Source organism: Brevibacillus sp. HB1.2, from assembly GCF_013332495.1.
GTDB lineage: Bacteria > Bacillota > Bacilli > Brevibacillales > Brevibacillaceae > Brevibacillus > Brevibacillus porteri.
In genome coordinates this window covers 431571-457094 of the sequence record NZ_JABMIU010000004.1, presented here as the reverse complement: position 1 = coordinate 457094, position 25524 = coordinate 431571, and the positions used below count along the sequence as shown (strand labels likewise).

21 protein-coding genes and 1 riboswitch are annotated in these 25524 nt (G+C 47.7%); of the genes, 17 read left to right on the top strand and 4 right to left on the bottom strand.

The window, feature by feature from the left end:
- The first annotated feature begins 123 nt into the window (after positions 1-123).
- The 6 genes from HPY28_RS13590 (at position 124) to HPY28_RS13565 (ending at position 7054) form a co-directional block, all read left to right on the top strand.
- Positions 124-1002 carry a D-Ala-D-Ala carboxypeptidase VanY gene (locus HPY28_RS13590; RefSeq protein WP_017249700.1) on the top strand — a complete coding sequence of 293 codons (879 nt, stop codon included), beginning with the start codon at positions 124-126 and terminating at the stop codon, positions 1000-1002.
- Between the two features lie 2 nt (positions 1003-1004).
- The gene (gene vanG, locus HPY28_RS13585) at positions 1005-2057 is read left to right on the top strand and encodes a D-alanine--D-serine ligase VanG (protein ID WP_173622573.1); all 1053 of its coding nucleotides are present in this window, start codon (positions 1005-1007) and stop codon (positions 2055-2057) included.
- Positions 2058-2060: 3 nt separating this feature from the next.
- Positions 2061-2858 carry a M15 family metallopeptidase gene (locus HPY28_RS13580; protein ID WP_173622574.1) on the top strand — a complete coding sequence of 266 codons (798 nt, stop codon included), beginning with the start codon at positions 2061-2063 and terminating at the stop codon, positions 2856-2858.
- Complete coding sequence (gene vanT, locus HPY28_RS13575; RefSeq protein ID WP_173622575.1) at positions 2845-4998, top strand: serine racemase VanT catalytic subunit; 2154 nt, start codon at positions 2845-2847, stop codon at positions 4996-4998. Before HPY28_RS13580 ends, vanT begins: the two co-directional genes overlap by 14 nt.
- Before the next feature lie 42 nt (positions 4999-5040).
- Complete coding sequence (locus tag HPY28_RS13570) at positions 5041-6132, top strand: sensor histidine kinase (protein ID WP_173622576.1); 1092 nt, start codon at positions 5041-5043, stop codon at positions 6130-6132.
- A gap of 274 nt (positions 6133-6406) precedes the next feature.
- Complete coding sequence (locus tag HPY28_RS13565) at positions 6407-7054, top strand: hypothetical protein (protein ID WP_173622577.1); 648 nt, start codon at positions 6407-6409, stop codon at positions 7052-7054.
- Between the two features lie 135 nt (positions 7055-7189).
- Here HPY28_RS13565 and HPY28_RS13560 read toward each other — a convergent pair whose 3' ends face one another.
- Positions 7190-8305 carry an aminopeptidase gene (locus HPY28_RS13560; RefSeq protein WP_106834475.1) on the bottom strand — a complete coding sequence of 372 codons (1116 nt, stop codon included), beginning with the start codon at positions 8303-8305 and terminating at the stop codon, positions 7190-7192.
- A gap of 96 nt (positions 8306-8401) precedes the next feature.
- Positions 8402-9601, bottom strand: a complete 1200-nt coding sequence (locus HPY28_RS13555) for an iron-containing alcohol dehydrogenase (protein WP_174230742.1) — start codon at positions 9599-9601, stop codon at positions 8402-8404.
- 291 nt (positions 9602-9892) lie between these two features.
- Between HPY28_RS13555 and purC the strand changes: the two genes are divergently transcribed.
- From purC to purN, 7 genes are read left to right on the top strand one after another with little or no spacing between them, the layout of a single operon-like run.
- Positions 9893-10612, top strand: a complete 720-nt coding sequence (gene purC, locus HPY28_RS13550; protein ID WP_173622579.1) for a phosphoribosylaminoimidazolesuccinocarboxamide synthase — start codon at positions 9893-9895, stop codon at positions 10610-10612.
- Positions 10605-10853: a phosphoribosylformylglycinamidine synthase subunit PurS gene (purS, locus tag HPY28_RS13545; protein ID WP_007717324.1), complete on the top strand. Its 249-nt coding sequence runs from the start codon at positions 10605-10607 to the stop codon at positions 10851-10853. The genes purC and purS overlap by 8 nt, the downstream gene beginning before the upstream one ends.
- Before the next feature lie 4 nt (positions 10854-10857).
- On the top strand, positions 10858-11550 hold the full coding sequence (purQ, locus tag HPY28_RS13540; RefSeq protein WP_017249709.1) for a phosphoribosylformylglycinamidine synthase subunit PurQ: 693 nt from the start codon (positions 10858-10860) through the stop codon (positions 11548-11550).
- A complete protein-coding gene (gene purL / locus HPY28_RS13535) occupies positions 11531-13774 on the top strand; it encodes a phosphoribosylformylglycinamidine synthase subunit PurL (protein WP_174230741.1) in 2244 nt (747 codons plus the stop codon). The genes purQ and purL overlap by 20 nt, the downstream gene beginning before the upstream one ends.
- On the top strand, positions 13759-15177 hold the full coding sequence (gene purF / locus HPY28_RS13530) for an amidophosphoribosyltransferase (RefSeq protein ID WP_017249711.1): 1419 nt from the start codon (positions 13759-13761) through the stop codon (positions 15175-15177). Before purL ends, purF begins: the two co-directional genes overlap by 16 nt.
- A gap of 30 nt (positions 15178-15207) precedes the next feature.
- Complete coding sequence (purM, locus tag HPY28_RS13525; protein ID WP_017249712.1) at positions 15208-16248, top strand: phosphoribosylformylglycinamidine cyclo-ligase; 1041 nt, start codon at positions 15208-15210, stop codon at positions 16246-16248.
- Positions 16242-16850, top strand: coding sequence for a phosphoribosylglycinamide formyltransferase (purN, locus tag HPY28_RS13520; RefSeq protein ID WP_017249713.1), 609 nt, complete (start codon positions 16242-16244; stop codon positions 16848-16850). Before purM ends, purN begins: the two co-directional genes overlap by 7 nt.
- Positions 16851-16910: 60 nt before the next feature.
- On the opposite strand, the gene HPY28_RS13515 is transcribed toward purN, so the two are convergent.
- Entirely contained in the window at positions 16911-17846 is a 936-nt protein-coding gene (locus tag HPY28_RS13515; RefSeq protein ID WP_017249714.1) for a magnesium transporter CorA family protein, read from the bottom strand.
- A gap of 293 nt (positions 17847-18139) precedes the next feature.
- Positions 18140-18308: riboswitch (M-box (ykoK) riboswitch) on the bottom strand.
- 119 nt (positions 18309-18427) lie between these two features.
- On the bottom strand, positions 18428-20542 hold the full coding sequence (locus HPY28_RS13510) for an EAL domain-containing protein (protein ID WP_174230740.1): 2115 nt from the start codon (positions 20540-20542) through the stop codon (positions 18428-18430).
- A gap of 170 nt (positions 20543-20712) precedes the next feature.
- On the opposite strand from HPY28_RS13510, the gene HPY28_RS13505 reads away from it, so the two are divergent.
- The 4 genes from HPY28_RS13505 (at position 20713) to HPY28_RS13490 (ending at position 25460) form a co-directional block, all read left to right on the top strand.
- The gene (locus HPY28_RS13505) at positions 20713-21090 is read left to right on the top strand and encodes a hypothetical protein (RefSeq protein WP_174230739.1); all 378 of its coding nucleotides are present in this window, start codon (positions 20713-20715) and stop codon (positions 21088-21090) included.
- 181 nt (positions 21091-21271) lie between these two features.
- The gene (purH, locus tag HPY28_RS13500) at positions 21272-22822 is read left to right on the top strand and encodes a bifunctional phosphoribosylaminoimidazolecarboxamide formyltransferase/IMP cyclohydrolase (RefSeq protein ID WP_017249717.1); all 1551 of its coding nucleotides are present in this window, start codon (positions 21272-21274) and stop codon (positions 22820-22822) included.
- Positions 22823-22901: 79 nt separating this feature from the next.
- The gene (gene purD, locus HPY28_RS13495) at positions 22902-24179 is read left to right on the top strand and encodes a phosphoribosylamine--glycine ligase (RefSeq protein WP_017249718.1); all 1278 of its coding nucleotides are present in this window, start codon (positions 22902-22904) and stop codon (positions 24177-24179) included.
- Positions 24180-24476: 297 nt separating this feature from the next.
- The gene (locus HPY28_RS13490; protein ID WP_100169720.1) at positions 24477-25460 is read left to right on the top strand and encodes a hypothetical protein; all 984 of its coding nucleotides are present in this window, start codon (positions 24477-24479) and stop codon (positions 25458-25460) included.
- The last annotated feature ends 64 nt before the right edge of the window (positions 25461-25524 follow it).

Below are 25524 nucleotides of genomic sequence, written 5' to 3'. Positions count from 1 at the left end.
CTCTATCCAGCTAGCATCTTTATAAAAATGAATGGCCAACTTTAAAATTATTTTATATTTACCCTACTTTTTATTTTAACAGTTTTCCCTATCCTACATGTGTAAGTGAAGGAGGAACTGTAAATGAAAAAGAGGGTTTTTTGGCTTGTGATGCTTTTGCTGTTTGGATATATCGTGATTCAAAAAATAGCAGATGGACCACCTAATGTTGGGGGACACACTGAAACGTTGGGAGAGGCTACCGAGGTGGAGCACCAATCGATACAAATAACAAAAGATCAAATTTATCAAGGAGACCTTCTCTTGGTCAATAAAGAGTATCCGGTTCATGAGGCAGGGGTAAAAAACGATGTGGTTCGATTGTCTGAGAATGAAGAACTGTTACAAGGCTATCGTTTGCAAGATCAAAGAATCGAAGTGTCAGAGAGTGTAGCCAAAGAATTTTTGGAGATGATCAAAGCTGCGCAGCAAGATAACGTGAGCCACTTTATCCTGAACAGCGGTTATCGAGGCAAGGAAGAACAAGATCAGCTATATGCAGAAATGGGGCCAGCGTATGCGATGCCGAGCGGTTATAGCGAACATAATGTAGGCTCCGCGCTTGATATTGGATCGACGCAAATGAAAATGGAGCGCGCTCCTGAAGGCAAGTGGTTGGAAGATTATTCATGGAAATACGGTTTTATTTTGCGCTACCCAAAGGACAAGGTAGCCATTACAGGAACGGAATTCGAGCCTTGGCATTTCCGATATGTTGGCTTGCCGCATAGCGCGATCATGAAGCAGAATAACTTTTCGCTCGAGGAATACCTGGATTACCTAAAAGACGAAAGAAGCATCTCCGTGACAAACGATGGGAAGATCTATGAAATTAACTACTACCCTGTCGATCAAGAGATGACGCTCAAAGTACCGATTGCTCGCAACTATGAGATTTCGGGTGACAATATGGGCGGCGTGATTGTAACAAGCTACGTGAACAAAGAAAGAAGGAGTGAATGAGTATGAAGAAATTGACTGTAGCGATATTGTTTGGGGGATGTTCTTCGGAGTATGAAGTATCTCTTAAATCTACGAGTTCGGTGCTGGAGAGTTTGTGTCTGGAAAAGTATGAGGTGATTTTGCTAGGAATTACGAGGGAAGGGCAATGGCTGCGATATACCGGCAACATCGAAAGCATTCGGAATGACAGTTGGCATCAAAGTGAGAAGTGCGTGCCTGCCTTTCTCTCTCCTTGCAGACAGATGCGGGGAATTGTTACACAGGAGAACGGTGCCATGATGATCACGCAGGTTGATGTGGCGTTCCCAATTTTGCATGGCAAAAACGGAGAGGATGGAACGGTGCAAGGGCTGTTGGAGCTCGCCGGAATTCCGTTTGTCGGTTGTCAGACACTATCCTCTGCGATTTGTATGGACAAGGATATCGCTCACACGCTGGCGGCAAGCTCCGGTGTAAAAACACCAAGATCCGTTACCGTTTATCCAAATACTGATCTTGCCACTGTTCAATCTGCCACTGAAGCACTGGAATTCCCTTTGTATGTCAAACCTGCAAAGGCAGGGTCCTCCATTGGGATTACAAAGGCATACAACACGCAAGAATTGGTTTTCGGTATAGAAAACGCCCTTCTGCATGATGACAAAGTAGTCATCGAGGAAAACATCGTGGGATTTGAGGTCGGCTGTGCGGTACTAGGAAATCGTGAGATCCTTGTGGGAGAAGTGGATGAAATCGAGTTGCTCCAAGGCTTTTTCAATTATACGGAAAAGTACTCATTGGAGACTGCCCACATCCACGTCCCAGCAAGAATTGACGAAGAACTCGCTGCAAAAATCAAGCAAACAGCCACCCATCTCTATCAGGTTTTAGGTTGTCGTGGTTTTGCTCGCGTAGATATGTTTGTCACGCCAGACGGAGACATTGTGTTTAACGAAGTGAATACAATCCCCGGCTTTACCTCGAAAAGCAGATATCCAAGCATGCTGCGTGCAGCGGGAATTTCCTATAAAGAGCTTCTTGATACGTTGATTATGCTAGCGTTGGAGGAGGACTAATCGATGACACAACTTCACGTCTCTACGATTTCTTTGAACAGCGAAAATCTGCATCACGGCCATCTGATTCTGGTGAATCGCCAGTACCCGATCCGCTGGCAAACAGACGACAGTATTCTACTAAACCGCATGCGGCTGATTGATGGAACACACAACCATATTATGCTGGAAAACACGGCTGCGAAGATGCTTGCCAAGCTGCTGAAAGCCTGCAACGCACAGCAGACAATCGTGCCAGTCAGTGGCTTTCGCAGCAAGGCCGAACAAACGGATATCTATGATCAATCCTTGCTCGAAAATGGACAGGTGTTTACCAGTAAATTTGTAGCACGTCCGAATGAAAGTGAACATCAGACCGGGCTTGCGATTGATGTAGGGGAAAAGAAGGAAGAGATCGATTTTATTTGCCCTTCTTTTCCCGATCATGGCGTATGCCGAATGTTTCGCCAACGTGCCAGTCAATATGGGTTTATCAAACGCTACGACAAAGACAAGGAACAGCTGACAGGCATTTCGGATGAGCCGTGGCATTTTCGATATGTGGGCTATCCGCATGCCGTTTTAATGGAAAAGCTTCAGCTCTGTCTGGAAGAGTATATCGAGTATGTGAAAAACTACGAATTCCATCAGGAGCATTTGCTAGTGGATGAAGAGAGCATTGAAATCTACTATGTAAAAGCTACCGATACTGTTACGCACATCCCGGTTGTGGATGGTGAGAGATACGAAATATCGGGCAACAATGTGGATGGATTTATCATTACGGTGTTTCATCAGGAGGCACGTAATGAACGTGGGTAGTGAAAAGCAGTATGGTGGGCTGGATCAATTCCGAATCATCGCAGCGATCCTTGTCATCGCAATCCATACTTCTCCTCTGCTGTCCATAAGCGAATGGGCTGACTTTACACTGACACGAACAATAGCCAGGGTGGCGGTTCCGTTTTTCTTTATGTGCACAGGATTTTTCTTCTTGCAAAAGCTTGGCACAGATCGCAACAGAAATGCGTACTTGCTGAAGCCGTTTTTATGGAAAGTAGGAAAGCTATATTTGCTTTCGATTCTTCTCTATCTTCCAGTGAATGTGTACGCAGGCTATTTTACGGATCAATTGACCGTGTTTTCGGTGGTAAAAGACCTCCTTTTTAACGGGACCCTGTATCATCTGTGGTATTTCCCAGGCATCATGCTGGGGGTGTGTATCAGTACCTTTTTGTATACAAGACTATCCGCATGGAAAACGTTTTGGGTGACCATGCTGCTGTATGGCATCGGGCTGTTGGGAGACAGTTACTTTGGATTTGCCCAGATGAATCCGTATGTGGATAGTTTCTATCAAACGATGTTTACCCTGTTTGATTACACGCGGAACGGTATTTTTTTTGCCCCGGTTTTTGTAGTCATGGGAGGGATGATTGCCAATACTCGCAGACGGAAAAAGAAAAAGGTTGCACCGTATGCCATCGGGTTTGTTTTGTTCGGAAGCATGTTAGTTATAGAAGGCTTGCTTTTACACGCTTTTCAGCTGCAACGCCATGACAGTATGTATATTTTTTTGATACCGTGCATGTATTTTCTTTTTCAACTTCTGTTGTTCTGGAAAGGCAGAAATCGCCCAGCCTTACGAAAGCTGAGTCTGTATGTTTATGTCATTCATCCGCTATGTATTGTGCTCATTCGCGCGGCGGCCAAAGTAACGGGACTGACATGGCTACTTGTTGAAAACAGCTTGGTTCATTTTACGCTAGTCACGGTGCTGTCGTTTGTTTTTTCTGTGATGGCGATGAAGGTGATCCAGCGCTTTCGAGGTGAGAAATCGGATCAAACAGGACGGGCATGGGCGGATATCCATCTTCCTCATCTCCAACATAATGTCAGGGAAATCCAGCGGGTTCTCCCGAAGGATTGTGCGGTGATGGCAGTCGTGAAGGCGCAGGCATATGGTCACGGCGGGTGGCAAGTCGCGAGGTATTTAAACAAGCTCGGGATTGATCACTTTGCTGTTGCCACAATCGATGAAGGAATCGAGCTAAGAAAGAAGGGCGTAAAAGGGGAGATCCTGGTGCTTGGCTATACTGATGAGCAACGGATACACCAAATCGCCCGTTTCAGACTGACGCAAACCGTAGTAGATGACGAATATGCCCAAAAACTGAATAGCTACAACGTGAAAATCCCTGTTCATATCAAGATCGACACGGGAATGGGGAGACTCGGAGAATCTTGGGAACACACGGAAAAAATTGCGGCTATGTATCGCTATAAAAATTTGCAGGTATGCGGTACCTTTACGCATCTGAGTGTGGCTGACAGTTTGGAAGCTTCGGATATCGCATACACGAAAAATCAAATTGCTCGTTTCCAGAAAGTGATCGAGCAGTTGAAAGAAAAGGGAATCGATCCACAGAAGCTACACGTCCAAAGCAGTTACGGCGTGCTCAATTATGGGGAGCTGCAATACGATTATGCTCGGATTGGGATTGCTCTCTACGGAATGTTGAGCAAGCAGGGAGACACGGTAAAAACAAGCGTCGACCTACGTCCTGTGTTATCACTAAAAGCAAGAGTTGTGCAGGTGAAACAGTTGGAAAAAGGAGCCTCCGTGGGCTATGGCCGAGCTTACACAGCACAGCAAGACAGTAAGGTTGCCATCGTATCTATCGGGTATGCTGACGGGGTTCCACGTATGCTGTCTCAAGCGGGCGCTACCTGCTTGATCAGAGGAAAAAGGCGACCGATTATTGGCTTTGTCTGCATGGATCAACTCATTGTAGATATTACAGATATGGAAGAGGTGCAAAAAGGGGATGTGGTGACCTTTATCGGCAGAGATCAAGAAGAGGGGATCACTGCCGAGGAAATGGCCCTTCCATGTAAAACCATTACGAACGAGCTGGTTAGCCGTTTGGGAGAACGTGTCAAAAGAGTCTATCATGATTGAGCACTGGACGGAAGCGAGTAGAGGGAGTGGTTCATTTTTTCCATGATGAAGAGGAGATATAGCTTTCGTTCCAAAATGATTGAGCTTCTTGGGTTTGGCATGCTTTTGGCCGGTCTCGTAACCTATCTGCTCTATAAAGTGCTCCAGTTTTACTATCGGGCGGAGGTCAAGTACGAAGATCCGCTTGCCCTGGTTCGCCGTTACATCAAGGAAATGGGAGATATCAATTTCTTTTTGCTTGTTTTTGCTCCCATTGCGATCTTGTTGTTCTATCTCCTAACCAAACGGTATGTTGGCTATTTTCAGGAGATTTCCAAAGGCATTCATTATCTGGCAAATGGAGATTTTACGCACAATGTGCATATTTCTTCCCATGATGAGTTCGCAGATATCGCCAAGGATATCAATCTGGCAAGTGAAATGCTGCAAAAGGCGGTAGAAAGAGGAGACTTCGCGGAAAGCAGCAAGGATCAGCTTGTTTTGAATCTGGCACACGATTTACGCACACCACTGACATCCGTGCTGGGTTATTTAGATTTAGTTTTACGAGACGAGCAGATGCCACAAGAACAGATGCGGCATTATGCGACGATTGCTTTTACCAAGTCGCAACGATTGGAAAAGTTGATTGATGAGCTGTTCGAAATTACGAGAATGAATTACGGCATGGTCAACATCGAGCAAAAGGTCATTGATTTGAGTGAATTGCTGGTTCAGTTAAATGAAGAGATGTATCCTTCCTTTGAGAAAAATGAGCTGGTCGCACGGTGTACGATTGCTGCTCAATTAGTGATCGTGGGAGATGGAGAGCTGCTGGCGCGCGTATTTGAGAATATCCTGACCAATGCGATACGCTACGGGGGCGATGGCCATTTTATCGATTTGAACGCTTACCGGGAGGGTGATGAAGTAGTTGTTCAAATCATGAATTACGGTGACCAGATACCTGAAGAGGCGCTGCCGCATATTTTTGAAATGTTTTTTACGGGCGACAAAGCGCGAGCTCATCAAGGGGGAGGCACTGGACTCGGCTTGTTTATTGTAAAAAATATCGTTGAGAAGCATCGGGGAACGATTTCTGTTCAAAGTGATGTGATTCGAACGTGTTTTGAGGTGCGGTTGCCGTATGGATGAAATATGCCAAAGAACAACTCTCGTACCGAATTCTATTTCAAGCAATAGGTATATAAACTTCCAGCATAAATAAAAAATGGAGACGCTTCAAAGTCTCCATTTTTTTATTGCAGATATTATCTATCAACGACAAATGGAATTCCTCATTCATGGAGATCTAAATTCCGATTGGCGTGCGCAACTATTTACCGTATTTTGGTAGAATGTTCCTATAACTATACCGTGGGTTGACTCATTGTATGTCTTCGAAACAAATTAACTTTGGGGGTTAGTTATGAATAAATACACATGGACATTGATAGGTGCGGTAATTGTTGCTGGAATATCATTGGCTACTTGGGCTGGGGCCATTAACCAAGGGGATAAGGAAGCACTACATGCATATAAAAAGATGGAACAGGCACGTAACCAAGAGAACCAACCCTTAAGCAAATCGAGTAGTAATGTAACCCTGTCAGACTTTTCGATTCAGGGAGCTGTTTTACCAGAAGCGGATAAAATACGTAAATACAACGATACGAATATGCAAGGACTACTATCTTCAACGGATGAAAAACTTTCGTTCATTATGGAAGAGGATGAAGTAAAAGGTATCGTTATAGCAACAGATAAAGAGCCAATCATGGCTGGTGGTGAAAAAAGTGGCCCTGAATTGTTTGACCTTTACGAGAACATTAAAAATACACTCGAGAAAGATGTAAACATTACGTACGTTAGTTATTCAGGTGGGTTTATTTTCGTTGCAACTGATAGTGAAGGTGAGGAAAGCTTGTGGCTCGATCAACGTGCGTCTACATTCTTAGATCTTCCTTCGCACAAGCAACTCAAATCTGAAGAAGTTGTAGAAAAAATTCGAGAAGGTGCCGAATCGGTGAATGAAGAAAAGACAAACCAACTAGAAATGGGAAGTAAATCTGAATAAATGAAATGCATTTTACTTTGGAACAGCAATAGTGGCTGTTCCTTTTTGCGTATAAAACTAGCTGTCGGTTTTTCACAGAGATAGAAAATGGGCTAGGGAACCTCATTCCCTAACCCATTTTTTAATTCATTTCAATTAAATCAAATTCTCCGGGTTCAAGCCTTCCAGCTCTGGCAACACAAAGCGCCCGTCTTTTCTGATCAGCACATCGTCAAACCAGATTTCGCCGCCGCCGTATTCAGGGCGTTGGATTTGGACCAAGTCCCAGTGAATGGAGGAGCGGTTGCCGTTGTCTGCTACTGTGTAAGCATTTCCTGGCGTGAAGTGGAAGCTGCCCGCGATTTTCTCGTCAAACAGGATGTCCAGCATCGGGTGGAGGATGTGCGGGTTGAAGCCGATCGCGAATTCTCCGATATAGCGTGCGCCCTCGTCAGTGTCGAGGATGTCGTTCAATGCTTTTGTATTGGAGCTGGTCGCTTCCACGATTTTGCCTTCTTTGAAAGTGAACTGAACATCATTGAAGGTAATGCCGTTGTAGATCGATGCCGCGTTGTAGAAAATCGTTCCTTCAACGGAATCGCGCACAGGAGCGGTGTATACTTCGCCATCCGGGATATTGCGCTTGCCGTCACATTTGATGGCATTGATTCCTTTAATGGAGAAGCGCAGGTCTGTTTTTGGACCGACGATGCGTACACGATCGGTGCGCTCCATCAGCTCTTTCAACGGAGTCATGGCAGCGGACATTTTCGCGTAGTCCAGATTGCAGACGGAGAAGTAGAAGTCCTCAAAGCCCTCGAGACTCATTTTGGACAGCTGCGCCATCGACTTGTTCGGGTAGCGCAGTACAACCCAGCGTTTGTTCGGAACGCGCTCGTTCGTATGTACAGGTTGATACAGGACGCGAGCGTAAATGCCCATTTTGTCTTCCGGTACGTCGGCATACTCGTTGATGTTGTCGTAAGCGCGGATGGCGATGTAAGCGTCCATGTCTTTCATCCGGTCATACTCGTATTTTGCCATTAGGGCCATGTGTTCTTCGCTCGTGCCTTGATAGAGTGCACGCATGACTTCTTGATCTTTCAAGGTGACCAAAGGCAGAGCCCCAACTGCAAATGATTCACGCACAAGTGCACGAACGAGTTCAGGTTGCAGGCCTGTATTTTCGATCAGAACTTTTTCGCCTTTTTGCAAATGGAGCGAGTAACGGACGAGACGGCTTGCCAGTTCATTAATGCGTGGATCTGCCATAGGTGGTAACCTCCGTAGTAAAATAATTTTGATTAATGATTAATTTGTATTATTACACAACTAAACGAGGGCTCGCCAGTGTGTTTGATGCTTCGATTACAGGCAAGCCTCGTAGATCGCGATTACATCAGATTCATTCAATTTTCGTGAGCTAGGCAGATACCCGATTCCGCGTCCGCCGATGCGAACTGCTTCTTCAGCCATTTGTGCCAACGATTGTTGGGTCACGCCGAAGTCAGACAGACGTTCTGTGATTCCCATGCGCTCATACCAACGGCGAACGGCTTCAATCGTTGCTCGTGCTGCTTCGCCGTCGTCCTCCACGGTAACGCCAAAGCAATAACGTCCCATACGGGCTAGTCTCTCGGGACGGTCTTGCAAAATCACCTGTTCAAAATAAGGAAGGGACAGGATCGCCAGTCCCCGACCGTGAGCCATATCGTAGATTCCGCTCAGCGGATGTTCAACACCGTGCAACGGCATACCAGCACCACGACCACCAGCGGCGAATGGACTGATGCCCAGCGTGCTCGCCCACAAAAGGGTGGATCGTGCTTCTGCATGGTCTGGTTGCTGAATCGCTGTGATGGAGTGCTCGACGACGAGACGAATGAGTGTTTCGGAAATACCGTCCTGAACGTGGGTTCCTTCTGCGCTGATCAAATAGTTCTCAAACAGATGCGAAAAGATATCGGCGCAAGATTCCGCTGTGACACGAGCAGGAACGGTAAAGGTGATGGACGGGTCAAGAATGGCAATCTTCGGGTAAAGTGCTGGACCGTTGATCGAAGATTTTTCATGCGTGTCCCAATGAGTCAGGACGCTGATATGGTTTGCTTCCGAACCTGTAGCGGCTACTGTCGGGACGGTCATGATCGGCAGTGCTTCCTGAACGGGTACCAGCAATTGACCAGAGCCGCTCGGATTTCCTCGCATGTAATCGTAAATCGGGCGTCCGGAAACCGCTGCCGCCGCAATCGCTTTGGAGGCATCCATCACGGAGCCGCCACCGATAGCCAGGATGAAGTCACACAGATGCTCACGAGCAAGAGCAGCTCCAGCGTCAACCGTTGCCGTACGTGGATTCGGTTCGATTTTGTCAAAAACAAGATACGCCACCTGAGCTTCCTGCAATAGAGCCTTGGCGCGGTCCAAAAGTCCTGTACGTTTGGCCGCATTGCCGCCTGTGACGAGCAATGCTTTTTGGCCCATCGATTTTGCTTCTTGGCCCAAACGTTCCAGTTCGCCCATGCCAAAGTAAATTTTGGTAGGAAAAGACACTTCAAATGGAAACATCTGAAATTCCTTCTTTCACGTATTGGTTGTACCAACGACAAGTTTACCATAAACAAAAGAGAAGAGTCTGCTCCGTGGGCGGGCTCTATGTGCATATGAGGTAGTTTGAATAATGAGTTTGCGAATGTTAGTGAGGTTGAGAAGAAAAATATAGTGTAAATCCCGAACGTTTGTCGAAGTGTATTCCATCATTTTTCGTTGATAAATGCGTATGTTTGTGTTTTAATGTAGTTGAAACGTTCGTGAATTAACCGAAACTCAACCTTTTTGACTGGGAAGGTGACTCCTACGGTGGAAAAACAGGAACAACTCTACGAAGGTAAGGCAAAACGTATTTATCGGACATCTTTGCCTGATCAGTACTGGGTAGAGTACAAAGACGACGCAACAGCATTTAATGGAGAGAAACGGGCGCAAATCACTGGAAAAGGTGAGCTGAACAACCGCATTACGGCAATCTTTTTCACCATGCTGAAGGAGCGGGGCATCGACAACCATTTTGTCCGTCTGCTGTCCGCCACAGAGCAAGTTGTTCGCAAAGTGGAGATTATCCCTTTGGAGGTAGTCGTTCGCAATATCGCAGCAGGCTCATTGGCCAAGCGTCTTGGCATGGAAGAAGGAACTGTGCTTCCGCAGCCCGTTGTCGAGTTTTACTACAAGGATGACGCACTGGGAGATCCATTGGTGAATGCCTCCCATATCAAAGTGTTGGGGATTGCGAGTGAGAGTGACCAAGCGACATTGGAGCGCATGGGTCTTGCTGTAAACGAGGTCCTCGTGCCTTACCTGCGCGAGCGCAACATTACTTTGGTCGATTTCAAACTGGAATTCGGAAAAACAACGGACGGGGAGATTCTCCTCGCCGATGAAATATCCCCGGATACATGCCGTTTCTGGGATTCGGTAACAAATGAAAAGCTCGACAAAGACCGCTTCCGCCGCGATTTAGGCAATGTGGAGGAAGCTTACAAAGAAATGCTTACGAGACTAGGAGGAGACGTACATGTTTAAAGCTGTTGTTTATGTAACATTGCGCGAGAGTGTTTTGGACCCGCAAGGACACGCTGTAAAAGGTGCTCTGCACACCTTGGGTTTTGATGAAGTAAACAATGCGCGCATCGGGAAGTACATGGAGCTGGAATTGAACACTTCTGACCGTGCGCAAGCAGAAGAACGTGTACGTGAAATGTGCGAAAAGCTGCTGGCCAATACGGTGGTAGAAGACTATCGCTTTGATATCGTGGAGGGCTAAGGACATGCGAGTAGCCGTTATCGTCTTTCCAGGCTCGAACGCCGACATTGATTTGTTTAACGCAGTTGAAGATGTAATGGGAGTGCCAGTGGATTACGTATGGCATTCCGATACGGATCTTTCTAAATATGATGCGATTCTCTTGCCAGGCGGATTCTCTTATGGAGATTATCTGCGCTGTGGTGCAGTTGCTCGTTTTTCACCCGTCATGGAGCAAGTGGTGAAGGCAGCAGAAGAAGGCAAGCTGATCATGGGAATCTGCAACGGCTTCCAGATCCTGACCGAGGTCGGGCTGTTGCCAGGAGCACTCTTGCGCAACCGTTCACTGAAATTCCGTTGCAAGCTGTCCGAATTGCGTGTGGAAAACAACGATACCTCCTTTACCCGTGATTTCGCGGCAGGGGAAGTCATCCAAATTCCGATCGCACACGGCGAAGGAAACTACTATTGTGATGAAGAAACGCTGGCGAAGCTAAAAGCGAACAAGCAGATCGTTTTCCGCTATCATGGCGAGAATCCGAATGGCTCACTGGAAGATATCGCAGGCATTTGCAACGAACGTGGAAACGTACTTGGCATGATGCCTCACCCGGAGCGTGCCGTCCACTCATGGATGACTTCCGATGACGGACGCCGCATGTTTACTTCGATCCTGAAGACTTGGAGGGAGCAGAACAGTGTCACAACTCACGCATAAAGAACCGACAGCCGAACAAATTGCCGATCAAAAACTATACAAAGAAATCGGTCTGACTGACGAAGAATATCAGCGTGTCGTAGAAATTCTCGGCCGCAAGCCGAACTGGACCGAGACTGGTCTCTACAGTGTCATGTGGTCGGAGCACTGCTCCTACAAAAACTCCAAGCCTGTCCTGCGTCGTTTCCCGACAAAAGGACCTCGCGTTTTGCAAGGACCAGGGGAAGGTGCGGGTATTGTCGACATCGGTGACAATCAGGCGGTTGTTTTCAAAATCGAAAGCCATAACCACCCATCTGCGATCGAGCCGTACCAAGGGGCTGCGACTGGCGTGGGCGGTATTATCCGTGACGTATTCTCGATGGGCGCGCGTCCGATTGCGCTGCTCAACTCGCTTCGATTCGGGGAGCTCAAGTCTCCTCGTGTCAAATATTTGTTCGAAAACGTCGTTGCTGGTATCGCAGGCTACGGGAACTGCATCGGGATTCCGACTGTGGGTGGCGAAGTGAATTTCGACCCTACGTATGAAGGCAATCCGCTTGTCAACGCTATGTGCGTCGGCTTGATCGACCACGAAAAGATTCAAAAAGGGGTAGCGTCCGGTATCGGCAACCCTGTTATCTACGTTGGTTCCAGCACAGGGCGCGACGGTATTCACGGGGCGACTTTTGCGTCTGAGGAGCTCACGGAAGAGTCGGAGAAAAAACGCCCGGCGGTACAAGTCGGCGATCCATTCATGGAAAAGCTCCTGCTGGAAGCGTGCCTGGAGTTGATCGACACGGGTATCGTTGTCGGCATTCAGGACATGGGAGCGGCTGGTTTGACCAGCTCCAGCTCCGAGATGGCGTCCAAGGCGGGCAATGGTATCGAAATGAATCTGGACCTGGTGCCACAGCGTGAAGCTGGCATGTCTGCATACGAAATGATGCTGTCTGAATCGCAGGAGCGTATGCTCGTCGTTGTGGAAAAAGGCAAAGAGGCAGAAGCGATCGCGATTTTTGACAAATGGGGTCTGGCGTCCGCGGTAGTTGGAAAAGTAACGGCAGACAGCAAGCTGCGCCTATTGCATCAAGGTGAAGTAGTAGCCGAAGTGCCAGTAGACAGCTTGGCAGATGATGCGCCTGTTTACCATCGTCCAGCTGCGGTGCCAGCTTACTACGAAGCAAACGCGAATGTAGATGCAGTGGCTGCAATCAGTGAACCGAAAGATCTGAATGTTACGCTGAAAAGCTTGCTGGCTCAGCCAACAGTGGCGAATAAAGCGTGGGTATATGAGCAATATGATCACATCGTGCGTGCAAACACAGCTGTAAAGCCTGGTTCTGACGCTGCTGTTGTCATGGTGCGCGGTACTCGCAAGGCTCTTGCCATGAGTACGGATTGCAACGGTCGCTATGTATACCTCGATCCAAAAGTAGGCGGTGCCATTGCGGTTGCAGAATCTGCGCGCAACGTCGTCTGCTCCGGTGCAGAACCGCTGGCGATTACGGACTGCTTGAACTTCGGAAGCCCGGAAAAGCCTGAGGTGTTCTGGCAATTTGAAAAATCGTGCGAGGGCATGAGCGAAGCGTGCGTAGCACTCGATGCTCCGGTCATCGGCGGAAACGTATCCTTTTACAATGAGCGCAGCGGTGACGCGATCTATCCAACCCCAACGGTGGGAATGGTCGGCTTGATCACTGATGTTGACCATATTACGACGCAGGATTTCAAAAATGAAGGCGACGCGATCATCCTGTTGGGTGAGACCTTCGCTGAGTTGGGCGGTAGTGAGTATCAAAAGATGGCTACCGGCAGCATTTCCGGACGTCCTCCACAAATCGATCTGACCAAGGAAGCGGCAGTACAAAAGCTGGTTCTCACAGCGATTCGCCAAGGTCTGGTGAACTCCGCACACGATCTGTCCGAAGGCGGTCTGGGTGTTGCGCTGGCTGAATCTTGCTTCGGCAAAGGCTTCGGTGCGCAGGTGGCTCTTACGTCCGAGCTGCGTACTGACGTGCTCTTGTTCAGTGAATCTCAATCTCGCATCTTGCTCAGTGCTTCTGGGGAGAAAGCAGCGGCGATTCTCGCATTGGCAGGTGAACATGGCGTACCTGCTGAAAACATCGGTACGGTCGGCGGCAATCGTCTGGTAGTAAACGTGAACGGTACAGAAGCGATCAACGCTTCGACTCAAGAGGTGAAAGCAGCCTGGAAGGATGCGATTCCATGTTTGATCGGCTAATCTGGGACAAATTGAACGAAGAATGCGGCGTCTTTGGCATCTACAACCACAAAGAAGCATCCCAATTGACCTATCTGGGTCTGCACGCCCTTCAACATCGCGGTCAGGAGAGCGCAGGTATCTGCGCCTCCGACGGCGAGAAATGGTATAAGCACCGCGGAATGGGTCTTGTGTCAGAGGCTTTTGGCAAGGGCGATCTGGAGAAGTTCAGCGGTCATATCGCGATTGGTCATACCCGTTATACGACTGCTGGTTCGAGCAAGATTGAAAATGCCCAACCGCTCTTTTTCCGCTATGCGCAAGGCAGTATGGCTGTTGCCCACAACGGAAATCTCGTGAATGCCGCCGTGCTTAGAAAAGAGCTGGAAGCAAAAGGCTCCATTTTCCAGACGACCAGTGACACAGAAGTGATCGCACATCTAATCGCCCGCTCTGAGTGCAAGGATTTGCCGGGAGCGGTAAAGGACGCCCTGCAATACATTAAGGGAGCGTATGCCCTTCTCGTCATGAACGAGAATCAGCTCGTGATCGCCCTCGATCCGAATGGCTTGCGTCCGCTGTCATTGGGACGACTCGGAGATGCGATCACTGTCGCGTCCGAGACTTGTGCGTTCGATATCATTGGCGCCCAATATTGGCGTGACGTGCAACCGGGTGAGCTGATCGTCATCGACAAGGATGGCATTACCGAAAGCAAGTTTACCGAAACGACACAACGTTCGATTTGTACGTTTGAATACATTTATTTTGCCAGACCAGACAGTGACATCGACGGAATCAATGTCCACATGGCGCGCAAACGTCTGGGCAAGCAACTGGCATTGGAATCCGCGATTGATGCGGATGTCGTCACAGGTGTACCGGATTCGAGTATCTCTGCTGCTATCGGATTTGCGGAAGCGACAGGAATTCCGTACGAAATCGGCTTGATCAAAAACCGCTATGTCGGACGTACCTTCATTCAGCCGAGTCAGGAGCTGCGCGAGCGTGCTGTCTATCTCAAGCTGTCTGCGGTTCGCAAGGTAGTGGAAGGCAAGCGCGTAGTTATGATTGACGACTCCATTGTTCGTGGTACGACGAGTAATCGGATCGTTCGCATGCTGCGTGAGGCTGGCGCCAAAGAAGTGCATGTGCGTATCAGCTCTCCGCCTGTTATGAATTCTTGCTTTTATGGCATCGACACCTCGTCGCGTGAGGAACTGATTGCATCGACCAAATCCGTAGAGGAAATTCGTCAAATCATTGAGGCAGATTCGCTGTCGTTCTTGTCTGTTGAAGGAATGATCGATGCAATTGGCCGCACCGATTCGGCTCCTAATAGAGGACACTGCCTCGCATGCTTTAACGGAGAATATCCGACTGAGATTGAATTCGAAGAAGCGCTTCCTGCGCTCAAATGCTAATACAAGCACCTCTTGCTAGGGGGAGAAACGATGAGTGAAGCATATAAACAAGCTGGTGTAGACATCGATGCGGGCAACGAAGCCGTCGAACGCATGAAAAAGCACGTCAAACGAACATTCCGCCCGGAAGTTATGACGGATTTGGGCGGGTTCGGAGCGCTGTTTCGCCTGGATACCAAAAAATACGAGAAACCGATTCTCGTTTCTGGCACAGATGGAGTAGGAACCAAGCTGAAGCTCGCTTTTGCCATGGACAAACACGATACAATCGGCATCGATGCTGTCGCTATGTGTGTCAATGACGTAGTGGTTCAAGGGGCAGAGCCGCTCTTTTTCCTCGATTATCTGGCAGTAGATAAGGTCATTCCGGAAAAAATCGAAGCGATTGTCAAAGGGATCGCGGAAGGCTGCTCCCAGTCTGGCTGCTCGCTGATTGGTGGGGAGACTGCCGAGATGCCTGGCATGTACGCAGAAGGCGAATACGACATCGCAGGCTTCACCGTAGGTGTCGTGGACGAGAGCAAAATGATTACGGGAGCGTCCGTGGCGGCAGGCGATGTACTGATTGGTCTGGCTTCCAGCGGCGTGCACAGCAACGGTTTCTCGCTCGTTCGCAAGGTTCTTTTGGCAGACAAAGGCATGTCCCTGCATGATCATGTTGACGTATTAGGCAAAAAGCTCGGCGAAGAGCTGCTGACACCGACCCGCATTTACGTGAAGCAAGTGCTATCCGTTCTTGAGTCACATGAAGTGAAAGCTCTGGCACACATCACAGGCGGCGGCTTTACTGAAAACATTCCACGCGTGCTTCCAGAAGGAATGCAGGCTGTGATCAACGTTGGTTCCTGGCCGGTGCTGCCGATCTTCGAGCTGGTACAGGATGCAGGTAACATTTCATATCCGGATATGTACAAAACGTTCAACATGGGCGTTGGCATGATGCTTGTCGTGAAGCCAGAAGACGCAGTGAGTGTGATGGAAAAGCTGCAAGAGCTGGGAGAACAGGCGTATTTGATCGGACATATTCAAGCGGGAGAGCGCAAAGTCGTATACAACGGGGTGGAATGGTGAGAAAGCTGGCCATTTTCGCCTCAGGCAGCGGCTCCAACTTTGAAGCGATCGTGCAGGCTGTACAGGACGGCAAGCTCCCAGGTGTAGAAGTTGCCTTGCTCGTGTGCGACAAGCCTGGCGCCAAGGTTTTGGAACGGGCAGAGCGTTTAGGGATCGACACCTTTGTTTTTCAACCGAAGGAGTATGCAGACAAGGCTGCGTTTGAGCAGGAAATAGTGGCGCAGCTCCAAAAACGCGATATATCGCTGGTTGTGCTGGCAGGCTACATGCGGTTGGTGGGCGACACTCTTTTGTCTGACTACGAAGGAAAAATCATCAATTTGCATCCGTCGCTTTTGCCTGCTTTCCCAGGAAAAGACGCGATTGGTCAGGCACTCGCATACGGGGTAAAGATAACGGGGGTAACGGTACATCTGGTTGATGCCGGTCTGGATACAGGGCCGATCATTGCCCAGATTCCCGTAGCGGTGCAAGATGCAGATACGGCTGAGACTTTGGCGGCTCGTATCCATGCCGTGGAGCATGAGCTTTTGGTAAAGGTCATTGGCTATTTAGCAGAAGAGAGAGTGAAGCTGGAAGGAAGGCTTGTCCAGCTGACGTAAATCGAGAGATAAAGAAGAAACCGACATCCTTTTATGATGTCGGTTTTTTGGTCATCTGTTTTAGAAATACTTCTTTCTCCAAAACAGGAGGGCTGTTACGGACGTAATAGCAGTGGACATGACCATAATGATCGTGAATGCGTGCGGATGATCCTGTAAAGGAAGCGGGACGTTCATGCCATAAAAGGTGCCGATCACCATAGGTAAGGTGATGACGATGGTAATGGCGGTCAACAGCTTCACTACGCGATTCAGATTGTTGGAGATGACGGAGCCAAAGCCATTCATGATGTTCCCTAAAATGGCGGTATAGATTTCCGTCATTTTGATGGCCTGCTTGGTTTCGATTTTTACTTCTTCCAGCAGTTCCTTATCTTCTTCGTACATTTTCAAATAACTGCCGCTCCGAAGCAGGGAGATCAACAGACTGTTCGTTTCCAGGGACGTCGAAAAATAAACGAGGCTTTTCTGCAATTCTAGCAAGGTAAGCAGTTCATTGTTTTTCGTCGATTGTCGCAACGATTTTTCCATCGTTTCTGTCTGCTTGTTGATTTTTTTCAAGTAATGCAAATAATCATGCGAAGTATTCGATAAAATTTGCAGGACGAACCGGTTTCGCATGTGCGTGTGAAAGTTTTTCACTTTCCCTTTGACGAACTCATTCATGACAGCTGTTTCTACCAGGCAAACGGTTAAGATATAATCTTCCATCACCATAATTCCCAACGGAACCGTCGTATAGTGGTCCTTCGTCGCTTCCTTCGTGGAGATCGGAATGTCCACGTAGAGCTTCACGCGGTTTCCTTCCTTGTCGATCCGTCCGATTTCTTCGTCATCAAGGGCATCCTGCAAAAAATGAAGATCAATCGACAACTCCCTGACGACTTGTTGCTTTTCTTGCTCAGAAGGATCGGTCAGATGGATCCAGCAGCCTTTTTCAAATTGATGCAGTTCTTCTATTTTTCCCATGGTATTCGTTTTGTAAATGTTCAACATGGTTTTCTCATCCTTTCGCAAATAAGGATCGGAGGGATACGACCATGTTGCGCAAGCATGTCTACATAAAGTTACTTACATACACTCGTCCCATAAAAAGGGAGAATGTCAAATAAGGTATGGGGAACATGCCGCAGCGCCACAAGGCCGGAAAATTCTCCGTACACAATCTTGATTGCAGTTATTCATTCGGTACCTTGGACTACTGTCCATTAAAACGTTCCCCCCTTTCAAAATAAAAACCCTCTAGCGGGAATCTAGAGGGTTAGAAAAGTGCACAAAATAACACCACTTTTTCTCCCCCTACCAGAGCTTTGGCACTATACAACGTAAAGGAAACATTCCTTAGCCACCTTAAGAAAAGCCTTAGTTCGGCAGTTCCTGTTCTACCCATTGGCATCTTTCGATATTTCCGGGCAGTGGCCTATGTTTGTATAGGAGCCTCACCTAACGAGGATGAATGATTGACTTTGTCATCGTATTCCTGTCACCAATATTTGTCAATCATGTTTTCTCGTCCTACATGCATGTTATTCATGTCCTTTCATACGGTGTCGGCTTCTAACTATGACCGACTCACCCTATTTTGCTGCGAGGTTTGCCAACAACCACTCACATTCGGTTGCTGAAATAGGTTTGCTGAAAAAATATCCCTGGAAGGTGCTGCAGCCAAGTGAGCGTAAAAATTCCAGCTGCGCTTCTGTCTCCACGCCCTCGGCTACTAGAGAAAGACTCAAGCTATGTGCCATGGCAGCAATCGCGGACACGATGGACGTGTTGGTGGGCATGTTACGCATGAAAGACTGATCGATTTTCAAAGAGTTGATCGGGAGCGACTGCAAGCAACTTAACGAGCTATAGCCTGTCCCGAAATCATCGATGGAAATATGGATCCCCATGTCTTGAAGTGCCTGAAGACGCGGGATGACTGTATCGAGTCGATGCATGGCAATGCTCTCGGTAATTTCAAGCTCAAGGTAAGCAGGGGCGAGACCTGTCTTCTGCAACGTTTGCTGGACCATAGTCACCAGATGCTTGTCTTGCAACTGGCGCATGGACAAGTTCACGGCGAGACGTACAGGTGGCAAGCCTTGCTGCTGCCATTCCACGCATTGTTGGCAGGCCTTTTCCAGCACCCATTGACCGATTGGGATGATCAAGCCCGTTTCCTCGGCTAGGGGAATGAAATCAAGAGGGGACACAATTCCGTATGCAGGATGCTGCCAACGAATCAAGGCTTCCAGGCCGACAATCTTTTCATGATCGTACTGCGGCTGGTAATGTAGCTGAAACTCGTTGTGATCCAATGCGGTTCGAAGACCGGCTTCCAGCATCATTTTTTTGGCAAGAGCAATATTCAGTTCGGGGCAAAAAAACTGATAGTTGTTTCTGCCGTGTTCCTTGGCTTGGTACATCGCTGTGTCCGCATTTTTTATTAAGGTTTCAGCGTCAGTTCCATCTTGAGGGAAGAGACTGATGCCCATACTGGTAGTGACCACGAAGCTTTGGTTGCCCAAAAAGATCGGCGAGATGAGCTTTTGCATGAGCTTTTCAGCAAAATGCATCGCTTCATCGTGAGCCATTCCTGGCAGGATGATGGTAAATTCGTCCCCGCCTAGACGGCAAACGGTGTCATGAGGACCGACGCTGTCTCGCAAGCGCTCGGCAACTTGCGTAAGCAGATGATCCCCGGTGGAATGGCCGAGTGTATCGTTAATGTATTTGAAGCGATCCAAGTCCAGAAACAGGATCGCAAGCGGTTGTGCTTGGTGAGAGGCATGGAGTAGCGAATCTTCCAGCTTGCTTTGGAATAAGGAGCGATTGGGCAGACCTGTCAGTGTATCATGGTAGGCAAGGTAGTGAATCATTCTCTCGGTTTCTTTGCGCTTGGTAATATCTTTGGCAATGACAAAATAGCCGACATTGGTCTCGTTTACGACAATAGGGACGACGGTGGCGTTTAGCTCAATGCGCGTTCCATTTTTATGGAGCACAGACAGATCGTAATTATCGGATACGCCTTTTTGTGTATGACGTGACATGGAGAGGACGCGCTTGACGCCTTCTCTGTCCAGTAACTGTTGAAAGGACTGGTTGCGAAGATCGTTCAGGCTGTAACCAGTGACGACTTCAAACGCCGGATTCAGATTCAAGAACTTGCCTGCTAGATCCAGCCAGCACACGATGTCCGGGTTGTGCTCAAACAGTGATTTGTAGCGCTGCTCGCTAACCTCCAGCCGTTGCTCAGCCCATTTACGCTCCGTAATATCGTGTGTAACGATCAGGGCACCAACAGGTTCACCAGATGCTTGGGTGAGGAGCTTCCCATTGGCTACGAGAATCGAAACGGCTTTTCCACTCGGTTGTGTCCATAATTCCTGGCCATTGACGATTTCCCCGCGTAATACTCGAACAGACGGCAACTCCCCAAAAGCTACAGGAGTAATGCCGTCTGGATGATAAAAGGCAGAAGAGCCGTATGTTTGCTCGTGCAGATTTATCGGTTCGGACATGCCGAAGTGTTTGGCAGCTTTGTTGAAAAAAAGGACATTGCCGTCAAGCCCGTAAACAGTCACCCCTGCTTCCATATGCTCCAAGATCGGTTGTAAAAGGGTTTCATGTAGGGTAGAGGACGACAAGCCACCCAAAGAACCGTCAACAGGCGGAGAAAACAGAGAATTTCGAATAAAGTTCATATGGGCCCCCGGACTGTTGGATTTTGTTGGTATCATTTAAATGTTATATGAAATTAAAAATCATTGTCAATATTTGGACAGCGTTCCTTCCTCCGCGAATCATGACAAACCAAATCAACTCTTGTGACATACAGTAAGAGAGGGATATTCCCACAAAGGGAGGGGCCGACTTGAGCGGAGATTTTGTTTCGAACTTGCTCGATAAGCTAAGCCAAAAAACAGGGCGGCAATGGACGCTTAACGATATTATGAAGCTAGCGGAAAAAATGCCGAAGGGCGGAGCCAATGTAGATGCACTGCTCGATGAGTTGGGAAACATGGGATTCGAAGTGCCAGAGGAGACGAAAGAGCGCGTCAGGGATCGTGTAAAGGACGGCGAATCCATCTCTATGGAAGAGTTAGGGAACTTAATGCCCAAAGAAGTAAAGGCGAAGAGCCGCAAGTCGAAGAAGCCGATCAAGCCAATCAGGGCGAATGCCAAAAGCAAATCATTCTCACTGTCAGGTCGCATTAAAAAGCTATCAGGCAAAGGCAAGAAAAAACGATAACTTTATCAAAGCAAATGCAGGTGTATGCAGTCGCAAGTGCCGAACAGGCATGGGCGGCTGCGTTTGTTTTCCTGACGAAGTTGTTGATAATAGCGTACAATTATTTTATAATATATAAGTATTGTTCGTGTTTTGGTCAATAGTTACCCATGTTTTCACTAAAATTCAGGAGGTTCTATCCGTGAGTGTGAAAAAAGCGTTGATCAGCGTTTCTGACAAGACAGGATTGATTCCGTTTGCCCGTCGATTGGTAGCAGCCGGGGTACAGATCATTTCTACCGGGGGTACGGCTTCTCTCTTAAAAGCAGAGGGAGTTCCCGTCATTGGCATTTCTGAAGTGACTGGATTTCCAGAAATTCTGGACGGTCGCGTCAAAACGTTGCATCCCAATATCCACAGCGGCCTCTTGGCTGTAAGGGACAGTGAAGCACATGTGCAGCAACTAAAAGACCTTGGGATTGAAACCATTGATCTGGTTGTCGTGAACCTTTATCCTTTCAAGGAAACGATAGCGAAGCCAGACGTGACATATGAAGATGCCATTGAGAATATTGATATTGGTGGACCAACGATGCTGCGCTCTGCTGCGAAGAATCACGCGTTCGTCAGTGTCGTAGTCGATGCAGCCGATTACGAAAAAGTAGCAGAAGAAATTGAGGCAAATGGCGATACTACGCTAGAAACCCGTCGCAAGCTAGCTGCAAAAGTATTCCGTCATACGGCTGCCTATGATGCCTTGATCTCTCGCTATTTGAGTGAGCAGGTGGGCGAACTGTTGCCTGAGAGCTACACGGTGACTTACGAGAAAGCACAAGATTTGCGCTATGGGGAAAATCCACATCAACGTGCGGCATTTTACCGTGAGCCGTTATCGGATCAGTTGAGCATCGGGAATGCTAGTCAACTGCAAGGAAAAGAGCTTTCCTATAACAACATCAATGACGCAGATGCAGCGTTGGCGATTGTACGCGAATTCGCTGAACCTGCTGTCGTTGCGATCAAACACTCCAACCCTTGTGGAGTAGGGATCGGTACTGATATTCGCGCCGCTTACCAAAAAGCGTACGAAGCAGACCCTGTCTCTATTTTCGGTGGGATCGTAGCTGCAAACCGCTCGATTGACCGTGACACCGCACTCGCGATGAAAGAGATTTTCCTGGAAATTATCATTGCACCAGACTTCACCGAAGAGGCGTTGGCTGTTCTGGCTGAGAAAAAGAACCTGCGTCTCTTGCGTATTCCTGCGCTGAATGAACCAGCCAAAAAAGTGGACAATCTGTTCCGCGTGGCTCCTGTTGCAGGCGGGGCACTCATTCAAGACTTCGACTACAAGCAGCTCGAAGAAAGCGAGATTCAAGTGGTCACAGACCGTAAGCCTTCGGAAGAGGAGCTGGCACAGCTGAAATTCGCCTGGAAAGTCGTCAAGCACGTCAAATCGAATGCGATTCTCTTGGCAAAAGACAATATGACCATCGGCGTGGGTGCAGGTCAGATGAACCGCGTTGGGGCAGCGAAAATCGCCATCGAGCAAGCAGGTGCATTGGCAAGTGGCGCGGTTATGGCTTCGGATGCCTTTTTCCCGATGGGAGATACCGTGGAAGCGGCAGCCAAAGCAGGGATTACCGCTATCATCCAGCCAGGCGGCTCCATTCGCGACCAAGAATCGATTGATGCTTGCAACCGAGCGGGCATTACGATGATCTTTACCGGCACTCGTCATTTCAAGCACTAAAAGAGGCTATTTGGGAGTAACGTTCGCTTTTTTATCACGTACTTACGAGTGGATTACCTCTCACACAGGAGGAAATACGATGAAAATATTAGTGATCGGCGGTGGCGGTCGAGAACACACGATTGCCTGGAAGCTGTTGCAGAGCTCTAAAGTGACAAAGGTATACTGTGCGCCAGGAAATGGGGGCACTGCCCAAATCGCACAAAACGTGCCGATTGGCGTTTTCGATTTTGCTGCACTGGCTCAATTCGTCAAAGATGAGGGAATTGATCTGACAGTCGTTGGCCCGGAAGATCCTTTGCTGGCGGGGATTGTGGAATTTTTCCAGGAGCGCAATCTGCCGATCTATGGCCCGAACCAAAAAGCGGCAATGATCGAGGGCAGCAAGTCTTTTGCGAAAAATTTAATGAAACGCTACGAGATTCCGACGTCTGCCTATGAATCGTTCCTGGATTACGAATCCGCGAGTGCGTACGTGAGAGAGCAGGGAGCTCCTATCGTTGTCAAAGCGGACGGCTTGGCAGCGGGGAAAGGGGTCGTTGTCGCAGAAACAGTGGAGGAAGCGGAAGAGGCACTCCGTCAGATCATGCAGGAAAGTGTCTTTGGTGAAGCGGGAGCGCGCGTGGTCATTGAGGAGTGCATGTTCGGCGAAGAGCTGTCGCTGCTGTCTTTCGTCGATGGAGAGACAGTTAAGCCGATGATTACTTCTCAGGATCATAAGCGAATCTTCAATGATGACCGAGGCCCCAATACAGGCGGCATGGGAACATACGCCCCGGTACCGCAAATGTCTGCTGAGCTGGTAGACGAGATCGTCCAAACGATTGTCCAGCCGATGGCGTCAGGGATGGCCAAGGATGGGATTCCGTTCAAAGGCATTCTCTACACAGGTCTGATGATTACGGAGCAAGGCCCGAAAGTCGTGGAATTCAATGCGCGTTTTGGCGATCCAGAGACACAGGTGCTCTTGCCGTTGCTCGAAACAGATTTGCTCGATATTTTTGTCGGAACGATCAATGGTGAGCTTGATGCAGTTGATGTGACATGGCAAAAAGGAAGTGCTGTCTGTGTCGTCATGGCAGCCCCGGGTTATCCGGGAGAATATCCAAAGGGTGCGTTGATTCAGGGACTGGGTCAGGCAAACGAGGGAGCGACGGTGTTTCACGCAGGTACGAAGGCAACCGAGGAAGGCATCGTTACGAGCGGTGGCCGTGTGCTTGGCGTCGTGGCAACCGGAGCGGATTTGGCGCAAGCGCGTGAGACAGCGTATGCGAAGGTCCAGGGGATCTCGTTTGATGGGGCGCAGTACCGCACGGATATTGCGGCACGAGCGATGAAGTATCAGCAAAAGTCGTAACAGCAAAAGAAACTGTTCCTTAGTGGGAAATTCTACTAGGGAACAGTTTTTTTTGAAAGATAAGTGAGTTCACGTTAGCATTCACTTTTATTTATTCAAATCCTTGAATTAAATAACTTAATTTTCCAAAAGTTATAGAATCTATTTACCGAAGATAGTGAATGTAGTATAAATGTTTATGGTAATATATGTAATATTTACCAAAAATATTTATTGAAGGGGGCGGAAGGTTGATTGCTACAATATGTAGTATCAACTGAATTTATGTTTAAGAATCAAAGGTGGATAACGGTGTTTATGGTCATCGCATTGTTATTTGGAAATGCTAGTGGTATTTTTGCAAAAACGAGCGATGAGAATGACGGCTATATTCAGCGAAATGAAATTGAACAGTATATAAACATGTTGTCAGAAGAGGGTACAGATAATTCCAAAAAATTGAGTGCTGAGTTAGATAAGTACTTGGAAAATAACGAATATTACTTGTTCGAAGAAATTGCTTTAATTGTTGATGAGTATGCAGATAATACAACGCAGTCTGAGAACAACGATAATAATATGCCGGTAATAGATAAAGAAGCTTTACAGAGGGACTTTGAGCGAATAGATGCGCTTGCTAAAGAATATTATGATTACTATCAGATCCACAATGAATTCCCAGAAGAGGTGGAGATCAGAAGTATAACGACGAGCCACGCTCTAACAGTATTAGAAGATATAGGGATTAAAATAACTGAGAAACAGTTACTTAAACGCTTAGCAGCATTGGGGGTTATTGCTGCGATTGATGGCCCAATACCTGTTGGGGATTTTATAGCTCTTGTTACAGGAGCGGTAATAACAGGTGAATTTGTAGGCGATTATGTTGCAAACCAGGGTGCCCTTGCTAAGGAAATAGGGGAATATTTTGGCAGGTCCTTTATTAAATTTGTGACTAAAAGTGTTACAATGAGTGAAGAAGTTGAATATCAAATTAAAAAGAAAAAAGTAAAACATTTCAAGGCTTATTTAAACTCAGACGGTGGAATAATAATTTCTGAACCTTTAACTCTCAGTCAGGCTCAATTAGAAGCAAGAAGGGGAGGGGAAACCTTCAGTGTTAGCAAAAATTATGCAGAAAAAGTTGTAACACAGGAGAACTATAAATTTGAATACGAAGATCCCCATTATTTTGATAGGCATGGTAGATTGATGGTAGCTAATCTTCCTCATTTCCATTTAACAAAGAAGGTTAGTGGACAGTGGGTAAGATTAGACGGACATCATTTCTTCCCTTGGTAAAAATATAGGTTAACTGATTCGGCGTAACATTATTTTCTGTTACGCCCTTTCTTGATATGATTGC

Bases quoted from the DNA above. Each gene is read 5' to 3' on its own strand.
- HPY28_RS13590 (WP_017249700.1), top strand. From the start codon at position 124: ATGAAAAAGAGGGTTTTTTGGCTTGTGATGCTTTTGCTGTTTGGATAT.
- vanG (WP_173622573.1), top strand. From the start codon at position 1,005: ATGAAGAAATTGACTGTAGCGATATTGTTTGGGGGATGTTCTTCGGAG.
- HPY28_RS13580 (WP_173622574.1), top strand. From the start codon at position 2,061: ATGACACAACTTCACGTCTCTACGATTTCTTTGAACAGCGAAAATCTG.
- vanT (WP_173622575.1), top strand. From the start codon at position 2,845: ATGAACGTGGGTAGTGAAAAGCAGTATGGTGGGCTGGATCAATTCCGA.
- HPY28_RS13570 (WP_173622576.1), top strand. From the start codon at position 5,041: ATGATGAAGAGGAGATATAGCTTTCGTTCCAAAATGATTGAGCTTCTT.
- HPY28_RS13565 (WP_173622577.1), top strand. From the start codon at position 6,407: ATGAATAAATACACATGGACATTGATAGGTGCGGTAATTGTTGCTGGA.
- HPY28_RS13560 (WP_106834475.1), bottom strand. From the start codon at position 8,305: ATGGCAGATCCACGCATTAATGAACTGGCAAGCCGTCTCGTCCGTTAC.
- HPY28_RS13555 (WP_174230742.1), bottom strand. From the start codon at position 9,601: ATGTTTCCATTTGAAGTGTCTTTTCCTACCAAAATTTACTTTGGCATG.
- purS (WP_007717324.1), top strand. From the start codon at position 10,605: ATGTTTAAAGCTGTTGTTTATGTAACATTGCGCGAGAGTGTTTTGGAC.
- purQ (WP_017249709.1), top strand. From the start codon at position 10,858: ATGCGAGTAGCCGTTATCGTCTTTCCAGGCTCGAACGCCGACATTGAT.
- purF (WP_017249711.1), top strand. From the start codon at position 13,759: ATGTTTGATCGGCTAATCTGGGACAAATTGAACGAAGAATGCGGCGTC.
- purM (WP_017249712.1), top strand. From the start codon at position 15,208: ATGAGTGAAGCATATAAACAAGCTGGTGTAGACATCGATGCGGGCAAC.
- purN (WP_017249713.1), top strand. From the start codon at position 16,242: ATGGTGAGAAAGCTGGCCATTTTCGCCTCAGGCAGCGGCTCCAACTTT.
- HPY28_RS13515 (WP_017249714.1), bottom strand. From the start codon at position 17,846: ATGTTGAACATTTACAAAACGAATACCATGGGAAAAATAGAAGAACTG.
- HPY28_RS13510 (WP_174230740.1), bottom strand. From the start codon at position 20,542: ATGAACTTTATTCGAAATTCTCTGTTTTCTCCGCCTGTTGACGGTTCT.
- purD (WP_017249718.1), top strand. From the start codon at position 22,902: ATGAAAATATTAGTGATCGGCGGTGGCGGTCGAGAACACACGATTGCC.
- HPY28_RS13490 (WP_100169720.1), top strand. From the start codon at position 24,477: ATGGTCATCGCATTGTTATTTGGAAATGCTAGTGGTATTTTTGCAAAA.